The sequence below is a fragment of the Streptomyces sp. NBC_00078 genome (assembly GCF_026343335.1).
Lineage (GTDB): Bacteria > Actinomycetota > Actinomycetes > Streptomycetales > Streptomycetaceae > Streptomyces.
The window spans coordinates 5,134,101-5,150,355 of record NZ_JAPELX010000001.1 but is presented as its reverse complement, the minus strand read 5'-3'; the positions used below and the strand labels follow the sequence as shown (position 1 = coordinate 5,150,355).

The following is a 16,255-nucleotide window of genomic DNA, read 5'->3' as shown; positions in this document are numbered from 1 at the left end:
CCCTGGGAGAAACCGATGCGCCCGCCCTACCTGCTCCTCGACGTCGACGGCGTCCTCATACCCTTCCCGAACGCCGATGTGACCACCCCGGCCACCCACCGCCGCCACGATGTCGTTCCCACCAGCCGCAACGCCGACGACCCGGTCACCGTCTGGCTCAACCCCGCGCATGGCCCCCTGCTCATGCACGTGATCCGAACTGGCCTGGTCATCCCCGTCTGGTGCACCAGCTGGCGCCAGGACGCCACCACGCTCATCGGCCCGCTCCTCGGCCTGCCGCCCCTCCCCTACATCGACCTACCGCGTCCCCAGATCACCACCAGCCACCCCCACGGCTGCCTCTGGAAACGCGACCACGTCGACGCCTGGCTCGGCGACGCACCCGCCATCTGGATCGACGACGACTTCACCAACGTCGACCACGAATGGGCCGCCGAACGCACCGCCCACGGCCGGGCAACCGCACTGATTCAGCCCGACCCCCATGTCGGCCTCCTGGCCGAGCACCTGGTCGAGGTTCTGGGGTGGGCCGCGCTGGTGCCCATCGCGCCGGCTGCTGCCTCCGACACCTCATCCGAAGCGGAAGCCGCCTAGGGCGGGCAAAGGAAGCGTCTCTCACCTACCGGCGGCGGTGCTGGTCGGCAGGCACCGTCGCCACCACTGCGAACTGGGCGTTACGGCTCTGCTGGGTGGAAACCGAACCTGCGACGGTGGAGCGTCGACGAGCGGCTTCAGCCCGGCGGTTGAGTACCGGATTTCGGCCGGTGTGCTGGATACGGCTGATCAGTACGCGGGCGGGCTGGCGAGCGGTGTCCAGTTCGCGTTGTGCAGCCGCCTCTTTGAGGAGCTGGTGGGGTTGATGACCGCGCGCTTCGGCGTCGGTGAGGACGGTGGCCAGGGCGGGCCAGCTGGGGTCGGCGAGGATGCGGGCGGCGTGGTCGGGGACAGCGGCGCGCACGTCGCTGGCCAGGGTGAGACGGAGCTGTTCCTTGGGGTGGCGATGCCCCAGTTCGGCGAGCATGGGGCTCATGGCGTGGTCGGCGGCGGCCTGTAGGTGGTGAAGGGCCTGACGCGCGGCATCGGCCTGGTGGGCATGCTGCTTGGCCTCGTGCCAGCGCCGGGAGAGGACCACGGACCAGACGAGGGCAGCGACCAAAGCGGCGAGGGCGCTGCCGTCCGGGCCTGTAGCAGTGTGGACGATGTCGCGGGCGGCGATGCGTACTGCGTCGGCGGCACGGTCTTCGGCCCGGATCTGGGAGCGCTGAGCGCGGGCGAACTCCCTTGCTGCGGCGTCGAGTTCGGCGCGCAAGAGGACCGGCGCCTGCTGGGCGGTGGCTTCAATGAGTTCACCGAGGGCCGCGATGTGGGCCTGGGAGCGTTCGTCGCCGCTGTCGGCGCCGGTGGTGTCGGTGAGTTGGGCGTGGAGCATGTCGAGGGCGTCGGTGGCCTGCTGCCAGGGGGTGGCGGGCTTGTTGCGGCGGGCGGTGGGGTGTTCTTCGGGTACGACGGCTTCCAGACGGGCCCGCAGTTTGGGCAGGGTGAGGTCCGGAGCGATCCTCTTGCCCGGATGGAAGATCTGTTGCCCCATCTCGTTGAGGTCGCCGGGGCGTCCGGCGGCGTAGCCGAGGAGATCTCCAGAGGGCCCGCGCCTGGGCTTGATCGCGACGCCGTCGGCTTCGAGGTAGGCGAGGAGTTCTTCGGCCGTGCGAGCGTGGGGGATGGCTGCTCGGATGCGATCTTCGAGCCACTGCGGGCTGGTCTGCTCCCAACCGAGGCGCTCTGCCTTGTGCATCTCAGCTTGGCTGGGGCGGCGGGTTCCGGTGCGGTCACCCTTCTTCAACTGCCTGAGCCCGTAGTCCTTTTCGATCTCGCGGCAGGCATCACCGACGCGCAGGCCGCTGTCGTGGAGCTTGGGACGGCGGCCGTCTTCGCGAACGGTGGTGGCCAGGATGTGGATGTGGTCGTCGGCATGGCGTACGGCAATCCAGCGGCAGCCCAGGTCGTCACCAGCCGGAGCGATGTCGGCGGCCTCGACGATGCGCTGGGCTATCTCGCCCCATTCGGCGTCGGAGAGGTAGTGGTCTTCGGGTGCGGCGCGCACGGGGCAGTGCCACACGTGGTCGGTGACCTCGCGTCCGAACTCGCTGTTGCGCAGCCGTACGGGCTCGTCGAGGTAGCCGGCGAGTTCAGTGAGGGTGGCGTTCTCGCCGCGGCCGGGGTCGGGCATGCCGAGCATCGCGAAGCCCGCCACGATGTGCGGGTCGAGGTGCTCGTCCTGGCGGCCGGGGCCATAGAGGTAGGCGAGCAGGCCACGGGTGTTAGATCCGGCCGGTTTGATGGCAGCGATCATGCGGACACCTCCTCTTCTTCCGGCTCGGCAGGCTGGCGCAGGGCCTCTGCGATCAGCTCCAGGAGCTGTTGGAGCTCGGTCAGGCGCTGGCGGATGTCGGTTGGCGTGTAGTCGCTATTGAGAGCGCGGGCAATCTGGTTGACGTTGACGCCGATGCGGTTTAGCTGACGCAGCACCTGTGAGCGGAAGTGGTGGGTGCGGCGGCGGTCCTCGGACAGCGGCAGATTCGCAGTGAACCGTCCAGTGATGAAGGCGAGGACGACGTCGGCGGCGAAGCCGGAGTCGCCCTTGTAGCCATGCTCGGCGGCGACGCCCTGGAGGCGGGCACGCTCCTCGTCGAGGAACCGTAGAGGGCCGACGCGTGCGTCGCGCTTTTCGCCGGTGAAGCGGCGGATCGTGGGCTGCACGCTCTTCACGGCTGGCTCGCCAGCGGCAGCGGCGGCGGCGGCGGCGGCGGCGGCGGCGGCGGCGGCGGCGGCGGCGGCGGCGGCGGCGGCGGCAACATCTTCACGTACAGGGCGGAGAATCTCGCGCTGTACGACGTGAAGCGTGTCCGGGTCGGGGCCGCACTCGGCCCCGACCTCCCGGTCCGGCGCCCCCTGGCGCTCGGCCTCCTCCGCCACCCCCGGGGCGGAGCTCCCCCAAGACCGGCCTTCAGTCGGACTCGGGGTACTACTGGCTCCGCCAGGGGCAGGTCGTCCGAACGCGCGGCGCCAACGATCCATCAGCGTAGGGGACTTCGTCAGCAGTAGCGGCTCGTCGGAAGCGTTCTCGGGGTGGAGAGGATCGTGCCTCATCGGGGGTTCTCCAGAGAGGGGCAGGGAAGGTGTGCGTGCCAACAGCAAGGTCAGACACAGTTCAGGCAGACACCGCCTTATCCACAGGTGTGGACGATGGCGCGTTACGCGGGGCGGTGACCGGCGGGCCCGGTGAACGGAAGGGTTCCGGTCACCCGGCAGCGGTTCCGGTCAGCCGCCAGACCGATCGGTCTCGGCGGGGGCTTCGGGCTCGGCCCGGAGGGTGTCCATCACTTCGGTCAGCCGCTTGCTGCCAACCGTCAGTCCCTTGTCCTCAATCGCCGTTCGGACGACGGCCCGGGTGAGCTTGCCCTGCTCAGCGGCAGCAGCCCGGCCGATCTCCACGAGTACCCGGAGTGGGGCGCCGGGCGGACGACCGCCGCGCAACTTGCCCGCGGCAGCAGAGGCGGGCGATTCTGGCGACTGGACGGATACGGCGACCGGCAGCCCAGTGCTCTGGCCGTGCGCAACCAGCAGACCGGCAGACCGGACCCGCCCGGCCGGAGCCCCGGCAGACTGGCCGACCGCGAGGGCCGATGTTTCGGCGGGCTGGACGGATGTGGTGGCCGGTGGTTCCGGCACCTGCGCTGAATCAGGGCCCGAGTAGTCGACAGGCTCCGCGACGAGCTCGTGAATCTGCCGCATCAGCACGCCGAAGGCCACCATCGCGGCGGCCGGGGGAACCGCGGCAACCACGTAGTCGAGCAACGGGACACTGCTGACTTCGCGAGTGCCGGTCACCCCGGCCACGTTGAGCCCGATGGAGCCGAATGATCCGATGGCGGTGACGCCGATGGCCCATGGGTCGGTGACGCGGCGCAGTCCCGCGCGGAGCATGAGCAGCTCGCCCGCGACGATGAACGCGTCCAGCGTCGCGGGCCACGCCCATCGGCGGGTCGGCGAGTCGCGGAGTCCGTGCTGGGCGGCGACGTCGGCCAGGTGGGCGTAGGAGAGCCAGAACGCACCGGCGGTAAGGGCCACGATGACGATGCCGGCCGTGCGGAGCACGTACTGCTCCGCAGTGAGCTTCGTCTTCGCTGGTTGCTCCTGACCGGTCTGGTCGTCCAGCGGCAGGCGGTCTCGGCGACGGGATATGAGAGAGATCCTCAAGCGGGGTACTCCTGGGGTAGTGGCGTGGTGCGTCTTTGCCGTCTTGGCCGTTGCAAGCGCAGGTCAGAGCAGGTACGGCAACCGCCTCGGCTCTCCGTCCTGGCGGGTGCCGCCGACGTCTTGTTCCGAGTCGGAACAAGACGTCGGCGCATCCTGGCGGGCCTGGTTCCGGGTGGGCGGTGCCCCGAGGCGGGACGGAGGCGTTGCGCCTTCCGTCCCAGTGGGCGGTGCTGTGACCTGCATTGATACGGCAGGACGGCGGGGGACGGCGCAAGACGGATGCGGGCCGCGTCTCGGCGGCAGGCTGCGATTGCGGATCGCTTTTCCGTCTTGGCCCCGGTTCCCGTCTTGGCTGCATGCCGTTTGACCTGCGAGATCACGGCAGGGACGGCAAGTACGGCAACAAGGGGGCGGGGTTCAGCCCGCGTCGAGATCGCCGGGCGGAGCGTTCACTCAGTGAACGGCAAGTGGGTCACCGGGCGGGCCGCCTGAGTGTCCACTGAGTGGACGGTGGGGCAGTACCGGCGCCAGGCATCAAGGAACTTGTTACGCATGTAGCCCTTGCGCTGGGTCCGGTCGGCCATCCGCACGTTGCCAGGCGCGATCTCGAACTCGCGGAGCATCCTGCCCAGTTCACGGGCGGTCAGCCCGCCGCGTCCCCACTCCGCCCACGGAGCCTCGGGGTCCTGACGCAGGTGGTGGAGGAGTTCCTCGGTGGACAGGCTGTCCACCTCGCGCTGGGCGTAGAAGACCCGCCGGATGTCGGCGAGGATCCGCGCCCCGCTCGGGTGGTCCTCCTCGGCCGCCACTTCGGCGGCGACCATCCGCGCACACGCGACCCGCGCCAGCCGGGGCCAGCGCCCGCCGGCCAGGTCGGCGACGATGACCAGGGGCTCCCAGGTGTCCGCGGCACGGTCTTCCACTGGCATCTCCGGCTCCAGGGTTGCGGCCTCGTCCAGTAGCGGCCTGGCCCAGGCAGCGATGCGGTCGCGTAGATCGTGCAGGGCTGGGATGTCGCGGCGGGAGCGGAAGGGCTTGACCTTCTCGCCCTGAGCCCGGCGCCGCATGCGGATCACGACCGAACGGTCCATGACCGTGTCGGGCAGGTCGCCGATTCCCGCGATGGCCGCCATGGCGAAGGTCGCGAAGCGGTGCGGGGTGTGGTCGTTGCCGACGACCCGGGTCACGTACCGCCCTCGCTGGTGGCCTGCATTGAGCAGGCCACGCATCTCCTCATTCTTCTCGGCCATCTTCGGGGTGCCGAAGATGGTGTCCGCCTCGTCCACCAGAAGCGTGGGCGGGTTCTCCTCGGTGATCGACCGGAAGATCGCCGCCGGTGTGGTGTTGATGGTGAGCATCGGCTCGTGGACCGTCTCGGTCAGCACGTCGAGGAGACGCGACTTGCCGCACCGCTTAGCCGGGCCCACTACCGCCAGGCGCGGGGCGTGCTGCCACGCGGGCTGCAGGTGCGTCGCCACCACCCACAGGGTGATCGCGACGAGGGCCTCGGGCGAGGGCGGGATCACGAACTGAGCGATCTGCCCGCGCAGTTCGTCCAGCAGCTTCGAGCCGTGGGTCGGCTCCGCATCGGGTATCGCCTCCAGGCCGCTCGGCGTCTCCGCCTCGTCGGCGCTGCGGGTGCGCTCATCATCGCTCAGGTCCGGATCGGTGTCGTTAGCCTCCGTGGCACGCAGGTGGGCGCCGGGCTGGCCGGGTATGGCGGTGGTGGGCCAGGTCGCCTTGGCGGGGGTGGAATAGGGCTCGGGGTTCTCAGGTTGCACTGGGCGGCTCCTCTGGCGGTGGCGGGGTTTCATACCCTGTCCGCCGGGTTGGTTCGCATCGGATTGATGGGGAGTCATCGGGCCTCCGGCGTTGCACCGCCGGAGGCTCTCCCCCTTCTCGTGGGCGCTCGGGCACCGCGAGGGAACACGGACAGTACGTCCACGCCCCGTCACAGTCCAGCGTTTCTGTGTCAGCTCAGCGCAGAACGGTCTGCTAGGGCTCCCCGCTCTCACGCGGCCAGGCCAAGCAGGGCCAGCAGGTCGGCGGTCACCACCCGGTAGGCGTTGCCCAGCCGCAGCACCTTGCACGGGTACTGCCCCCGCTTGGCCAGCTCGTACCCCTTGCTCCGCCCCAGCCCCAACGCCCGATTACCCGTCTCCAGGTCAACGGCAGCGGGAAGCTCCAGCAGCTCCTCGCGGCTCATGCCCTTCACCCGGCCCGCGAGTTCGTTCTCGCGCATACGCGCTCCATCCATGACTGAGCCCTCGGCGAACACGACGGTCGAGCTCGTCTCCAGGCCATGGAATCAACGCTAGGCAAGTTAATGTGTCTTCATGACACAACGCCGTTCCGACCATGGATACGAGGAAGACACCGAGGCCGACGACCTCGAATGGGAGGACCACGTCATGGCCACGGTGGCCAGCGAGGTCCGCAGACGACGGAAGGAACTGGGGTGGAGCGCACAGGATCTCGCCGACAAGTGCGAGGAGAACGGCTACCCGATCCCCCGCAACGTGATCGCCAACATGGAGTCCGGCCGCCGCGCCAGCCTGCCCCTGGTCGAGGTCATGGTCCTTGCGAAGGCCCTGCGTATGTCCCCGATCAGCCTGATCTACCCCGTCGGCTACGCCGCGCAAGTCCGCCAACTCCCCTACGAGGACCCGCGACCGACCTGGGACGCCCTGCAGTGGTTCACCGGCAGCTCGGCTGCTCATGACGCCACCGACTACATGCTCGACCACTTCCTGGCCCACGACCTCGAACTCCGCTCGGCCCTGGCAGCCGTGGAAAGCGAGGACTACGAGCGCTGGAAGGTGAAGACCGCCGCCAACCGCGTCCAGCGGGAAGCGGCCGAGCGCGCCTTGGCCCGGTACGCCGACCAGGCCGCCAACGCTAAGCAAGAGCTGCGCCGCCACCGCGACGCCATCCGCGAAGGCGGCGGTACTCCACCCCACCTGCCCTCGCCGCTCGCCGACATCGATCCACCGGATACCGACACCACCGAGGAGAATGATTTTTGAAGGGCTCCACCTACCGCCGCTGTTCCTGCCGCGACCCGAAGACCGGCAAGGAGTTCGGCACGTCCTGCCCCAAGCGCAACAGCAGGAACCACTGCACCTACTCCGTACGCCAGGAGCTGCCGCCCCGTGAGGACGGCAGTCGCAGGTCCTTCGCCCGTGGCGGCTACGACAGCCGCAAGGCCGCCCAGGCTGACCTCGACCACGTACGCGCCCTGCTGGGGCTGGCCGAGGCGGACGACCCCGAGGGCACGGAGCTAATCGCCGTCATGCTGGCGGAAGTCAGCCGCGAGAAGGCTCCCCTACCCGATGTCGAGGAAACGAGGCGGCGCCTCAGCGCCGGCCAAGACCTGATCGGCAGCCTGACCGTGAGCGAGTGGCTCGACCGGTGGCTGGCGGGCAAGCGCATACGCAAGTCCGGTCTGAACCGCTACGAGACCGATGTCCGCGTGCACCTGAAGCCAAACATCGGACACCGGCGCCTCGACCGCCTCCGCGTCAGCCACCTCAGCGAGATGTTCACGGACATCCGCGATGCCAACGCCCAGACCCTGGAGGACAACGCCCAACGGCGATCTGCGATCGACGAGTTGGCAACGGTGCCCTGGAAAGGCGCGGAGAACCGCGCCCGCCGCAAGGCCATGAAGGCAGCGATCGACGAGATGCCTCCCTTCCGTCGCATCACCGGCCCCGCCACACGTCTGCACGTCAAGGCGACGCTCCGCGCGTCCCTGAACGACGCGATCGGGCAGCAGATCCTCACGTTCAACCCGGCCGCTCACGTCGAGATCGACCCCGTGCGCAAGCCGAAAGCCCTGGTGTGGACGGACGAGCGGGTCGCCAAGTGGGAGCAGACCGGCGAGAAGCCGTCACCCGTGATGGTCTGGACGCCCCAACAAACCGGCGCCTTCCTCGACTTCGTTGCCGAAGACCGGCTGTACGCGATGTGGCACCTGATCGCGTTCCGCGGCCTGCGCCGTGGCGAGGCATGCGGGCAACCGTGGTCGGAGACGAACCTCGATACCCACTCCCTCACGGTCTCCTCGCAGCTCGTCCAAGACGGCTGGGAGGTCGAGGCATCCGACCCCAAGACGGACAGCGGCTACCGCGTGGTTGCGCTCGACGACGACACCGTCAACGTCCTCAAGCGGCACCGCGAACGCCAGGAGACAGCCCGCGAGGAATGGGGCTCAGCCTGGGTGGACACTGGCCACGTCTTCACCCAGGAGGATGGCTCCTGGCTCCACCCCGGCAAGGTGACCGACCTCTTCGAGCGGCTCGTCGCTGCCTCCGGCCTCCCGCCGATCCGGCTACACGACCTCCGCCACGGCGCGGCCACCCTAATGCTGGCCGCCGACATCGACATCAAGATCGTGTCGGACACCCTCGGTCACAGCGACACTCGCATCACGCGAGACATCTACCAGAGCGTGCTGCCCCAAGGCGGCAAGAACGCCGCCGAGGCCACGGCCAAGCTGGTCCCCCTTCAGCGCAGGGCCGAGGAAGAGAAGGCCGCCCGCAAGGCCGCCAAGAAGGCCAAGGAAAAGGCGAAAGCCCGGGCCAAGGCGAAGAAGAAGGCCAAGAGGAGCAAGCCGACCTTGTAGTGCCCAGGGCCTTCCGCTCACGCGAGCCATCCCACGGCACCCTGGCCCGGTGACTCACCATGTCCCGAAAATTCCAGTTCCATAGGCGTCCGGCCTGGGATCTCGGAGCCCTGCGAGCCCGAAGACTACGTATGCCGGGATCCTCCAGCAGCCGTCCCGGCCATGAAGTGGCAGCCCTTCCAGGCCGCCTCGGTCTCCGTCACCCAACCGCTGTGATCTGACCGTTCGTCTCTCTCAGTCTGCCTCTCCGAAGCAGTTCGTCGATGTCGGAGTCCAGGAAGCTGCGGATATCCCGGCCCATGCGGCGCCAGCCGAAGAACTCGCCCGCGTGCCGGACCAGTTCGTCGCGGGACGTGCCTGGGCACTCCGCAGCAAGTTCGTACAGCGCCAGCTGCCGTTCAACCGGAGCAATGTGCGCGGCCTTGCGCGGAGTGTCACCTTCCCCTGGAACACGAGCATCCAGCTCTTCCCGGCCTGCCACATCCAAGAAGGAGCCGTCGACGGCGACCTGCCCCGAGCGGACGAGACCGCGCACCACTTCCCGTACGTTGTCGCGGATCCTGTTGCCCGCCCGGGCCACACCCCACGCTTCCCTAGCTCGCTGCACCAACAGCTCCTCGTGGATTGGGCCCTCGATGCCGATGATTCTGTTCAGAAGCGTGCGGAGCGCGGGGCGGGCCTCCGGCATGTGCAGTTCGTACGGTGAGGGCACCGTCATCTCGCATGCCTCGTACAGGGAGCTCCATGGGCGGTCGGGCTCGGTGGCGACCGGAACGCGCTCATGGTCTGCGGCGTCTGTCGGATAGGTGTAGTTCCCCGGTTCCTGGGTATCGGGCGCGGCCGAAATGGCGGAGAGCGGGGCAACCTCCCCGGTGCCCGAGGTGACCCCCACGTTGTCGCGCTCAGAGGCCGCTGTCGGACCTGGTCGTGGATCCGTCGAGGCGGCCCCCGACATCGGTCCCCGTTCGACCGCCAGCTCGACTGCCTCGCGCAGTCTCAGCTCGGCTGCGGCCCTGCCCCGATACCAGTCGGTGCCCCAGATGCGGTGCAGTCGCCAGCCCAAACCGGCAAGCACCTCTTCCCGCAGTCGGTCGCGATCCCGAGCCGTCCTGGACGAGTGGTACATCGCGCCGTCGCATTCGATGCCGAGCGCGTAGGTGCCGGGGAACTGCGGATGGCGCACGCCGATGTCGATGCGATATCCCGCTACGCCGACCTGCGGCTGCACCCGATAGCCCCAGTCGCGCAGCACCTCCAGGACCGACTCCTCGAAAGGACTGTCCGGCTCGGCGTCGGCCTGCGTCACGTCCTGCGCGAGGACTGCGTGGCCGTTCTCCGCATATTCGAGATACCGCTTGAGGTGCTGAACACTCTCGTTCGCGCTGTCGGCCAGGCCGCTGCTCCGGAAGGACGCGACGACCTCCATGCGGAAGCGCGCCCGGGTGACAGCGACGTTGAGGCGCCGCCAACCTCCCCCTTTGTTGATCGGCCCGAAGTTCGTGCCGAACTTGCCGTGCTCGTCGGGGCCGTACCCGATCGACATGATCATGACGTCGCGCTCGTCGCCCTGGACGGATTCGAGGTTCTTGACGAAGAACCCGTCGAGCCGATCCTCGGTGAAGCAGTGGTCCAGGTCGGGGCGGAGCAGCCTGGCCTGCTGGACAGCCTGGTCGATGGCCGCCGCCTGGGCCTGCGAGAGGGCGACGACGCCCAGGGTGCGGCTGGGGCGTGTGTCGAAGTGATGGATGACCCGCCGAGCGACGAACTCCGCCTCCGCGCGGTTGTCTCGTCTGCCGCCCCGGTCGTACACGCCCTGCGTGGGGAAGAACTCAACGCCGATGTCGTTGCCGTGGTCCAGGGCTCCCGGGAACGTCACCATGGAGTTGCCGTAGAAGGACTTGTTGCTGAACGTGATCAGGTCCTCGTGACGGCTGCGGTAGTGCCAGCGCAAGGACAGCTCTCTGAGGGCACCCGCCTTGCAGGCATGCAACAGCGACTCGAAGGTGTCGGGTACGTCTTCGTCGTACTCGTCGGAGTCATCCTCGACCGTCGCGTCGAAGAAAGAGGTGGGTGGCAGCTGCTTCTCGTCGCCCGCCACGATCAGAGAGTCTGCCCTGTATACGCAGTTAACCGCGTCGGCGGGGCGAACCTGTGACGCCTCGTCGAAGATGACCACGTCAAAGTGGTAGTCAGAGGGCAGGAACTGACTCACCGTGAGCGGGCTCATCATGAAGCACGGCTTGATGAGCCGGACGACTTCACGGGTTTGGCCGAGTAGTTCCCGCACCGGCATATGTCGTCGCTTCAGTTCCGCCTGGCGTTTGATCACCGCGGCCGGCCCGCCGCTGAGCCGGCGCGGTCGGCGCTCGTTGCACGCCTCGACCACGGCTCCACTGGCTGCAGCGACCAGCCGACGGTCGGCCTTCTGGAAGTCCGCCACCCGGACGTCCAGGTCTGCGGAGCGAGTGGTGGCGAGCCTGGTGTCCGTGACCAAGAGGTCGTCGGCCCAGCACTTCAGCACCGCCTGCTCCACTACCGCAGGCAACTGCTCGGGCAGGATGCCTCGTTCGACAGCACGCGAAACGAGCTCGTCGACTCCGTATTGGGCCAGAACGTCCAGTCCGGAGCGGTACGCCTGCCATTCCTCCGGACCGCGCGGGTCAGCCCGGAGTTCGTCAACGGCCTGCTGGGCTTGATCGAAAGTACCGAACAGGGCGAAAGCCAACTGAACCTGGCGGGACTCCTCGAAGAGGTCGTGCAGTGCGGTCGAGGACTCTGACCAGCGCTCGGCACGACGCGTCGCCTCGACGCACCAGCCGACCAACACGCCACGAATGCCACGGGCCAACAGCCCCGGCAGCGAGTCGGGCTCGGTGCCGTCAGCCAGTCGGGCTGTGAGGACGTCTCGGTGAGTGCTCACGTGAGTGAGTTCGGCGATGCGATCTGCCACGGTCAGCACGGCGTCCAAGGCGGGCAGTTCGTCCTCGTCGTGGGGAACATAGCCGCCCAGCGCGTCCTCGTGATGTATCGCCAGTCGAGCGACCTCGGCCGCGGTGTTCTGCCAGGCCAGGGCGTCGTTCAGGCGCTGGGGCAGCGTCTTGTCCCAGGCACCGTTGCGCGTGAGCCCGGCCACTGCCTCGCGGTCAGCCTTGTACTGCCCGGACAGACGCGCGAAAACACCCCGGTGCTGTCCAGTGAATCTCGCGACCAGGGCTGGCAACTCTTGGGCCTGCAGCACCTGTTCACCGAAGATGTCTCCCGCTACTGCGCGAGCCGCCGCGCGCGCAGCTAGCGCGTCCCGCAACTCCTCAGCCGCTTTATGTGCCTCGCGCAGCCCTTCCTCGCCGAACCATCGCGCGGGCGGCCGTGTCGCCGCAGAGGCCAGATCAGCAAGTTCCAGCAGGTCGAATGCCGCCTGAGAGGCTTCCGGCTTGGGCAGTCCGAACAGGTCGGCCAGTTGGGCAAGGCTTCCGGAGAGGTCGTCCGACAGCCCGCCACTGACCGTGGCCAGGTTCCGGTCGGGCAGTCCCGCTTCCAGAAGCCGTACGGTCTGCCGTACATCGTGCACGGTATGCGGTTCGGGGGTCGTGAGCGCGAACGGGCGGCGTTCGGCTGCCGTGCGTAGATCTCCCAGCGCGTCAGCAGCCTCAGTGAGAACCGCGGTTGGAGCAGAGGCTCCCTTCAGCCCACGCCAGACAAACGCGTCACCTTCCGCTGCTGGGCGCCAGGAACGACTGACGGTGCCAGCCGCTTCCAGCAGCGCCTGAAGCTCCCCGGCGCCAAGCTGCCGGACCGTGCCAGTGCTCCTGGCACCGAGGGTGAGTTGTGGAGTGTCTGCCCGCTCCAGGAGGACCAAGCGGCCCAGGACATCGTGAAGGCAACGGCCGAGCGGTTCGCGGATCTGGTTCATCGCCGCCGCGTAGGCAGACAGTTCCTCGCGCAGCCGGCGGGCACGGTCGAGTTCGTGCTCGGCTGCGCCGGTGATCGGCACCTTGGTGGTCAATACCCGTTCGAGCTCCGTCGCCACAGCCTTCTTGCTGGTGTCACCGCTGTGCAGTGCCATCACGAAGTCCCCGAGGCCGACGCCTCGCAGCCTGTTGCGGACCACGTCGAGCGCTGCGGCCTTCTCACTGACGAAGAGAACGGAACGGCCGGCGTGCATGAGCGCAGCGATCATGTTGGTGATCGTCTGGCTCTTGCCCGTACCCGGCGGCCCACTCATCACGAAGGAACGGCCGTCCAGCGCGGCCGCGATGCACTGCCGTTGCGAGGAGTCCGCGTCCAGCACAAGCGGAGTCCGTTCGGGCATCTGGATTTCGTCGATGCGGTCGAGTTCGGGTGGTTCGAAGCCGATCAGATCATCGGGCAGTCCCGCATCGGGTCCGAGACCGACGGCCCGGATCAGCGGATGAGTGAGGATGCGCTCCTCGTTCTGTTGGAGGTCCTGGTACATGGCCTCTTTGTGTGAGGCGAAGAGGCCGAGCACGAGGCGCTCGTCCACCGACCAGCCGTCCTGTGCACGCACAACCTGCCTGGCGGCGGCAAGAACCGCGGCAGGATCGGCGACATCGCAGTCGGCGACCGAACTCCAGTCGACACCCAGTCGTTCCAGCTTGACCGCAAGCGCGGGATTATGGATCCGGTCCTGGCCCTCCGCGAGATGCAGACGCGTCTGGCGCCGGCCGTCGCGACGAAGCTCCACGGGTACGAGCAGCAGCGGAGCCGAACTCGTCTCCTCTGCACCCTCCTCCCGCCAATCCACCATGCCGACACCCAGCCAGAGCACCCACAGGCCGTAGTCGTTGTACATCTGGCCCGACTTTTGGCGCAGTTGGTAGAGCGACGCGTCCAGTCCCGACTGCGTGTTCTTCTGTGTCACCAGGCCGGAAGCGCGATCGGCGCCGCCAATCGCGGAGGTGGTGTCGTACTCGTAGAACACCCCGCCGGCCGGAGCAGCACCCTTTGGCACATCTCCGTCAACGTGTTCGGTGTCCTCGACGGAAGCAAAAGTCCAACCGCGAGCGAGCCCGGCCAACACCGCAGGGACTCCAGGAGCCGTGATCTCCAGAGTCGCGGTCCTCGTATGGCGGAAATTCAGCAGACGGTTGCGTCCGCCGAGGTCGAGCAGGGAGTTGCACCAGTCGTCCAGCACAGTCTTCAACCGATTAAGAGCAGGATCGCTGCCACCGGCAGGACCACTGCTGTCACGCTGCGCGGCTCCGGACCATCGCGAACTGGGCATGCACGAATTATCTCAGTACTGATAGCCCGACACACCCGTCTCAGTTTTTCTCGTCGTAAATGAGCTATTCACAGTAACGCTGCGGTTGCACTCTGTAGCGGGGCTGGCGTGAGGCCATGGTGGGGACAGGTCTGCCGAGACCCTGCAAGGTAACCAAACGCTTGCTTCGTGCGGGACTTCGCTCGACAACCCGTGCTCGCGCTGCGCTCACTGCTGGACAGCAACCCATCGCCCAACTCACCGCGGAAAACGGTGCCTCGGGGAGAGCTGCCACGAATATGTGCAGGAGGGAGCCTCAGCCCTTCAAGGCCAGGGCAGCAGCACCGGAGCAGGCCGCCGAGCGTACGACGGCTCCTGACCGCACCTCGAGAAAGTGACTGATCCTCTTCGGGAATCCGCCACCGCGTTGGTCCCACTCCAGCACAGGGCCGAGGTCGAGTAGGCCCGCAAGACCGCCAGGAAGGCGAGAACCCAGACGAAGGTGAAGGAGAAGAGCGCGCGGAAGAAGCCCCAGAACTAGCCCACCGAGCCGCTCCGCTCACGCATCGCTCACGGAAGCCCCTCGACGGCGTCCCAGCCGCGCCTCTCGCCACGCCCTAACCCGCCCCGAAAAAAGCAAAAGCCCCAGGTCACGGCGAGTGAGTCCTGAGGCTTCCACAGAGCCGCCTTCGGGATTCGAACCCGAGACCTACGCATTACGAGACCATGAGCGATCGTGTTGCCTGGTGCCTTGTCGTGCTCTGTGGTGACCTTTTTCCTGATCAGAGCAGGTGCGGCTGGTTGGTCTGTACTACCTCGTATTGCGTCGTCCAAAGGCGTCCGGCCACCGGCTGGCCACCGGCAGGGGCACCGCTGATGACAAGTAGCAAGGCTACCCGGGTTGTGTGCTTCCCATAGTGCCTCCGACAGCAGCTCCACGCGCAGCAGCCGGGCCAGGATTGGCCGTGTCCACCTTGTCGTCTTCAGCCGCGCAGGGGCGATTTCCTTGCATCGCAGCGGCTGCACCAGATGCGGCTCGAAGCCGTAGTCCTCCAACAGCTGAACCAGCCACCCCAGCGGTAGGCTGCCTCCTACTCGATCCTGCTCGACCCCGGTCCGGTGCGCACGCGCGCGCATGCACCCGTCGACGTTTGCATTCGGTGAACCGACGGTACGAAATTTCCTGCTCAGGACACCTTCCCACCAGCTTGGAAGGTGATTTGCAGCAAGTCCTGGTCGAGACCACCCATGGACCGGCGCGCTCAGCGGGTGCCGGTCTCCGGTTGGGGACGGGGCAGCTCGTCCAGGTCGAGGGTGAAAGTACGGCCGTCGGCCAGCTCGATGGGGAGCTTGCCCGTGCCGTACTTGTGCGTGTGTGCCGCGATGTAGCCGTCCCCGGTGGGCTGGGTGTGCACGACAACCTCTCCGGCGTACGGGTCCACGACCAGGTAGACCGGGATGCCGTAGCGGCCGTACTTGGCGGTGCAGTCGTCGTAGTCCTTGCGCGCGGAGGAGACCGACACCACCTCCGCGATCAGCAGGACGTCCTCGAAGCTGTAGCGCTTGCCCTGCTTCTGTGCATCCTCGCGCAGGATCGCCAGGTCCGGGGCGGAGTTCTCGTCGGCAGGGAAGTCGAGGTACACGTCGGAAGTGATCTTCGCGTGACGGCCCAGAGCGAGAGAGTCGATCTGCATCGACCTGATGGTGCTGGAATGCTCCTCGCTCTGCGGAGTCATGATCACCTTCCCGTCGGCACCGAAGAAGACCGTGTGTCCCTCGGGGAACTCGGTGTGCATGATCGCGTCAACGCTCATCAGCGGCTCCTTCCCGTCGCCTCCCAGAATACGGCCGCCGAACGGGCTGGACGGACAACGGCCTCGCCTTCACCACCCCCACCGGCAGGCCGCTCGACCCCGGCAACCTCACCCGCCACTTCCGTCGCCTTCTCCACAGCGCTGGACTCCGGACCATCCGCTTCCACGACCTCCGGCACACCATCGCCACCCTGCTCCTGGAACAGGGTGGCGACCTCGTCGTGATCAAGGAACTCCTCGGCCACGCGCACATCGGCGTCTACGCCCACGTCCGGCTCCGCCTCCAGCGCCAAGCTATCGACACCCTCGGCGACGCTCTTTAGCCCAAGGCCATGA

10 protein-coding genes and 1 pseudogene are annotated in these 16,255 nt (G+C 67.6%); 4 read left to right on the top strand and 7 right to left on the bottom strand.

Going from position 1 to position 16,255, the window contains the following annotated elements; all coding sequences use genetic code 11:
- Positions 1-15: 15 nt before the first annotated feature.
- A complete protein-coding gene (locus OOK07_RS24065) occupies positions 16-594 on the top strand; it encodes an HAD domain-containing protein (protein WP_266798394.1) in 579 nt (192 codons plus the stop codon).
- Between the two features lie 25 nt (positions 595-619).
- Here OOK07_RS24065 and OOK07_RS24060 read toward each other — a convergent pair whose 3' ends face one another.
- The 5 genes from OOK07_RS24060 to OOK07_RS24040 all read right to left on the bottom strand — a co-directional run bounded on the left by OOK07_RS24060 (position 620) and on the right by OOK07_RS24040 (position 6,499).
- Positions 620-2,350 carry a relaxase/mobilization nuclease domain-containing protein gene (locus OOK07_RS24060; RefSeq protein ID WP_266798393.1) on the bottom strand — a complete coding sequence of 577 codons (1,731 nt, stop codon included), beginning with the start codon at positions 2,348-2,350 and terminating at the stop codon, positions 620-622.
- On the bottom strand, positions 2,347-2,973 hold the full coding sequence (gene mobC, locus OOK07_RS24055) for a MobC family plasmid mobilization relaxosome protein (RefSeq protein WP_266798391.1): 627 nt from the start codon (positions 2,971-2,973) through the stop codon (positions 2,347-2,349). The genes OOK07_RS24060 and mobC overlap by 4 nt, the downstream gene beginning before the upstream one ends.
- 345 nt (positions 2,974-3,318) lie before the next feature.
- On the bottom strand, positions 3,319-4,251 hold the full coding sequence (locus OOK07_RS24050) for a DUF2637 domain-containing protein (protein ID WP_406313350.1): 933 nt from the start codon (positions 4,249-4,251) through the stop codon (positions 3,319-3,321).
- A gap of 455 nt (positions 4,252-4,706) precedes the next feature.
- Positions 4,707-6,038: a DUF3631 domain-containing protein gene (locus tag OOK07_RS24045; protein ID WP_266798390.1), complete on the bottom strand. Its 1,332-nt coding sequence runs from the start codon at positions 6,036-6,038 to the stop codon at positions 4,707-4,709.
- A gap of 230 nt (positions 6,039-6,268) precedes the next feature.
- Positions 6,269-6,499, bottom strand: a complete 231-nt coding sequence (locus OOK07_RS24040; protein ID WP_003999991.1) for a hypothetical protein — start codon at positions 6,497-6,499, stop codon at positions 6,269-6,271.
- A gap of 94 nt (positions 6,500-6,593) precedes the next feature.
- Between OOK07_RS24040 and OOK07_RS24035 the strand changes: the two genes are divergently transcribed.
- Positions 6,594-7,283, top strand: coding sequence for a helix-turn-helix domain-containing protein (locus tag OOK07_RS24035; RefSeq protein WP_266798388.1), 690 nt, complete (start codon positions 6,594-6,596; stop codon positions 7,281-7,283).
- On the top strand, positions 7,280-8,884 hold the full coding sequence (locus tag OOK07_RS24030; RefSeq protein WP_266798386.1) for a tyrosine-type recombinase/integrase: 1,605 nt from the start codon (positions 7,280-7,282) through the stop codon (positions 8,882-8,884). Before OOK07_RS24035 ends, OOK07_RS24030 begins: the two co-directional genes overlap by 4 nt.
- 199 nt (positions 8,885-9,083) lie before the next feature.
- On the opposite strand, the gene OOK07_RS24025 is transcribed toward OOK07_RS24030, so the two are convergent.
- A complete protein-coding gene (locus OOK07_RS24025; RefSeq protein ID WP_266802012.1) occupies positions 9,084-14,036 on the bottom strand; it encodes a DUF3320 domain-containing protein in 4,953 nt (1,650 codons plus the stop codon).
- 1,331 nt (positions 14,037-15,367) lie between these two features.
- On the bottom strand, positions 15,368-15,919 hold the full coding sequence (locus OOK07_RS24020) for a Uma2 family endonuclease (RefSeq protein WP_266798384.1): 552 nt from the start codon (positions 15,917-15,919) through the stop codon (positions 15,368-15,370).
- Positions 15,920-15,960: 41 nt separating this feature from the next.
- Here OOK07_RS24020 and OOK07_RS24015 point away from each other — a divergent pair.
- A pseudogene (locus tag OOK07_RS24015) lies at positions 15,961-16,242 on the top strand (site-specific integrase); the annotation flags it as partial.
- Between the last annotated feature and the right edge of the window lie 13 nt (positions 16,243-16,255).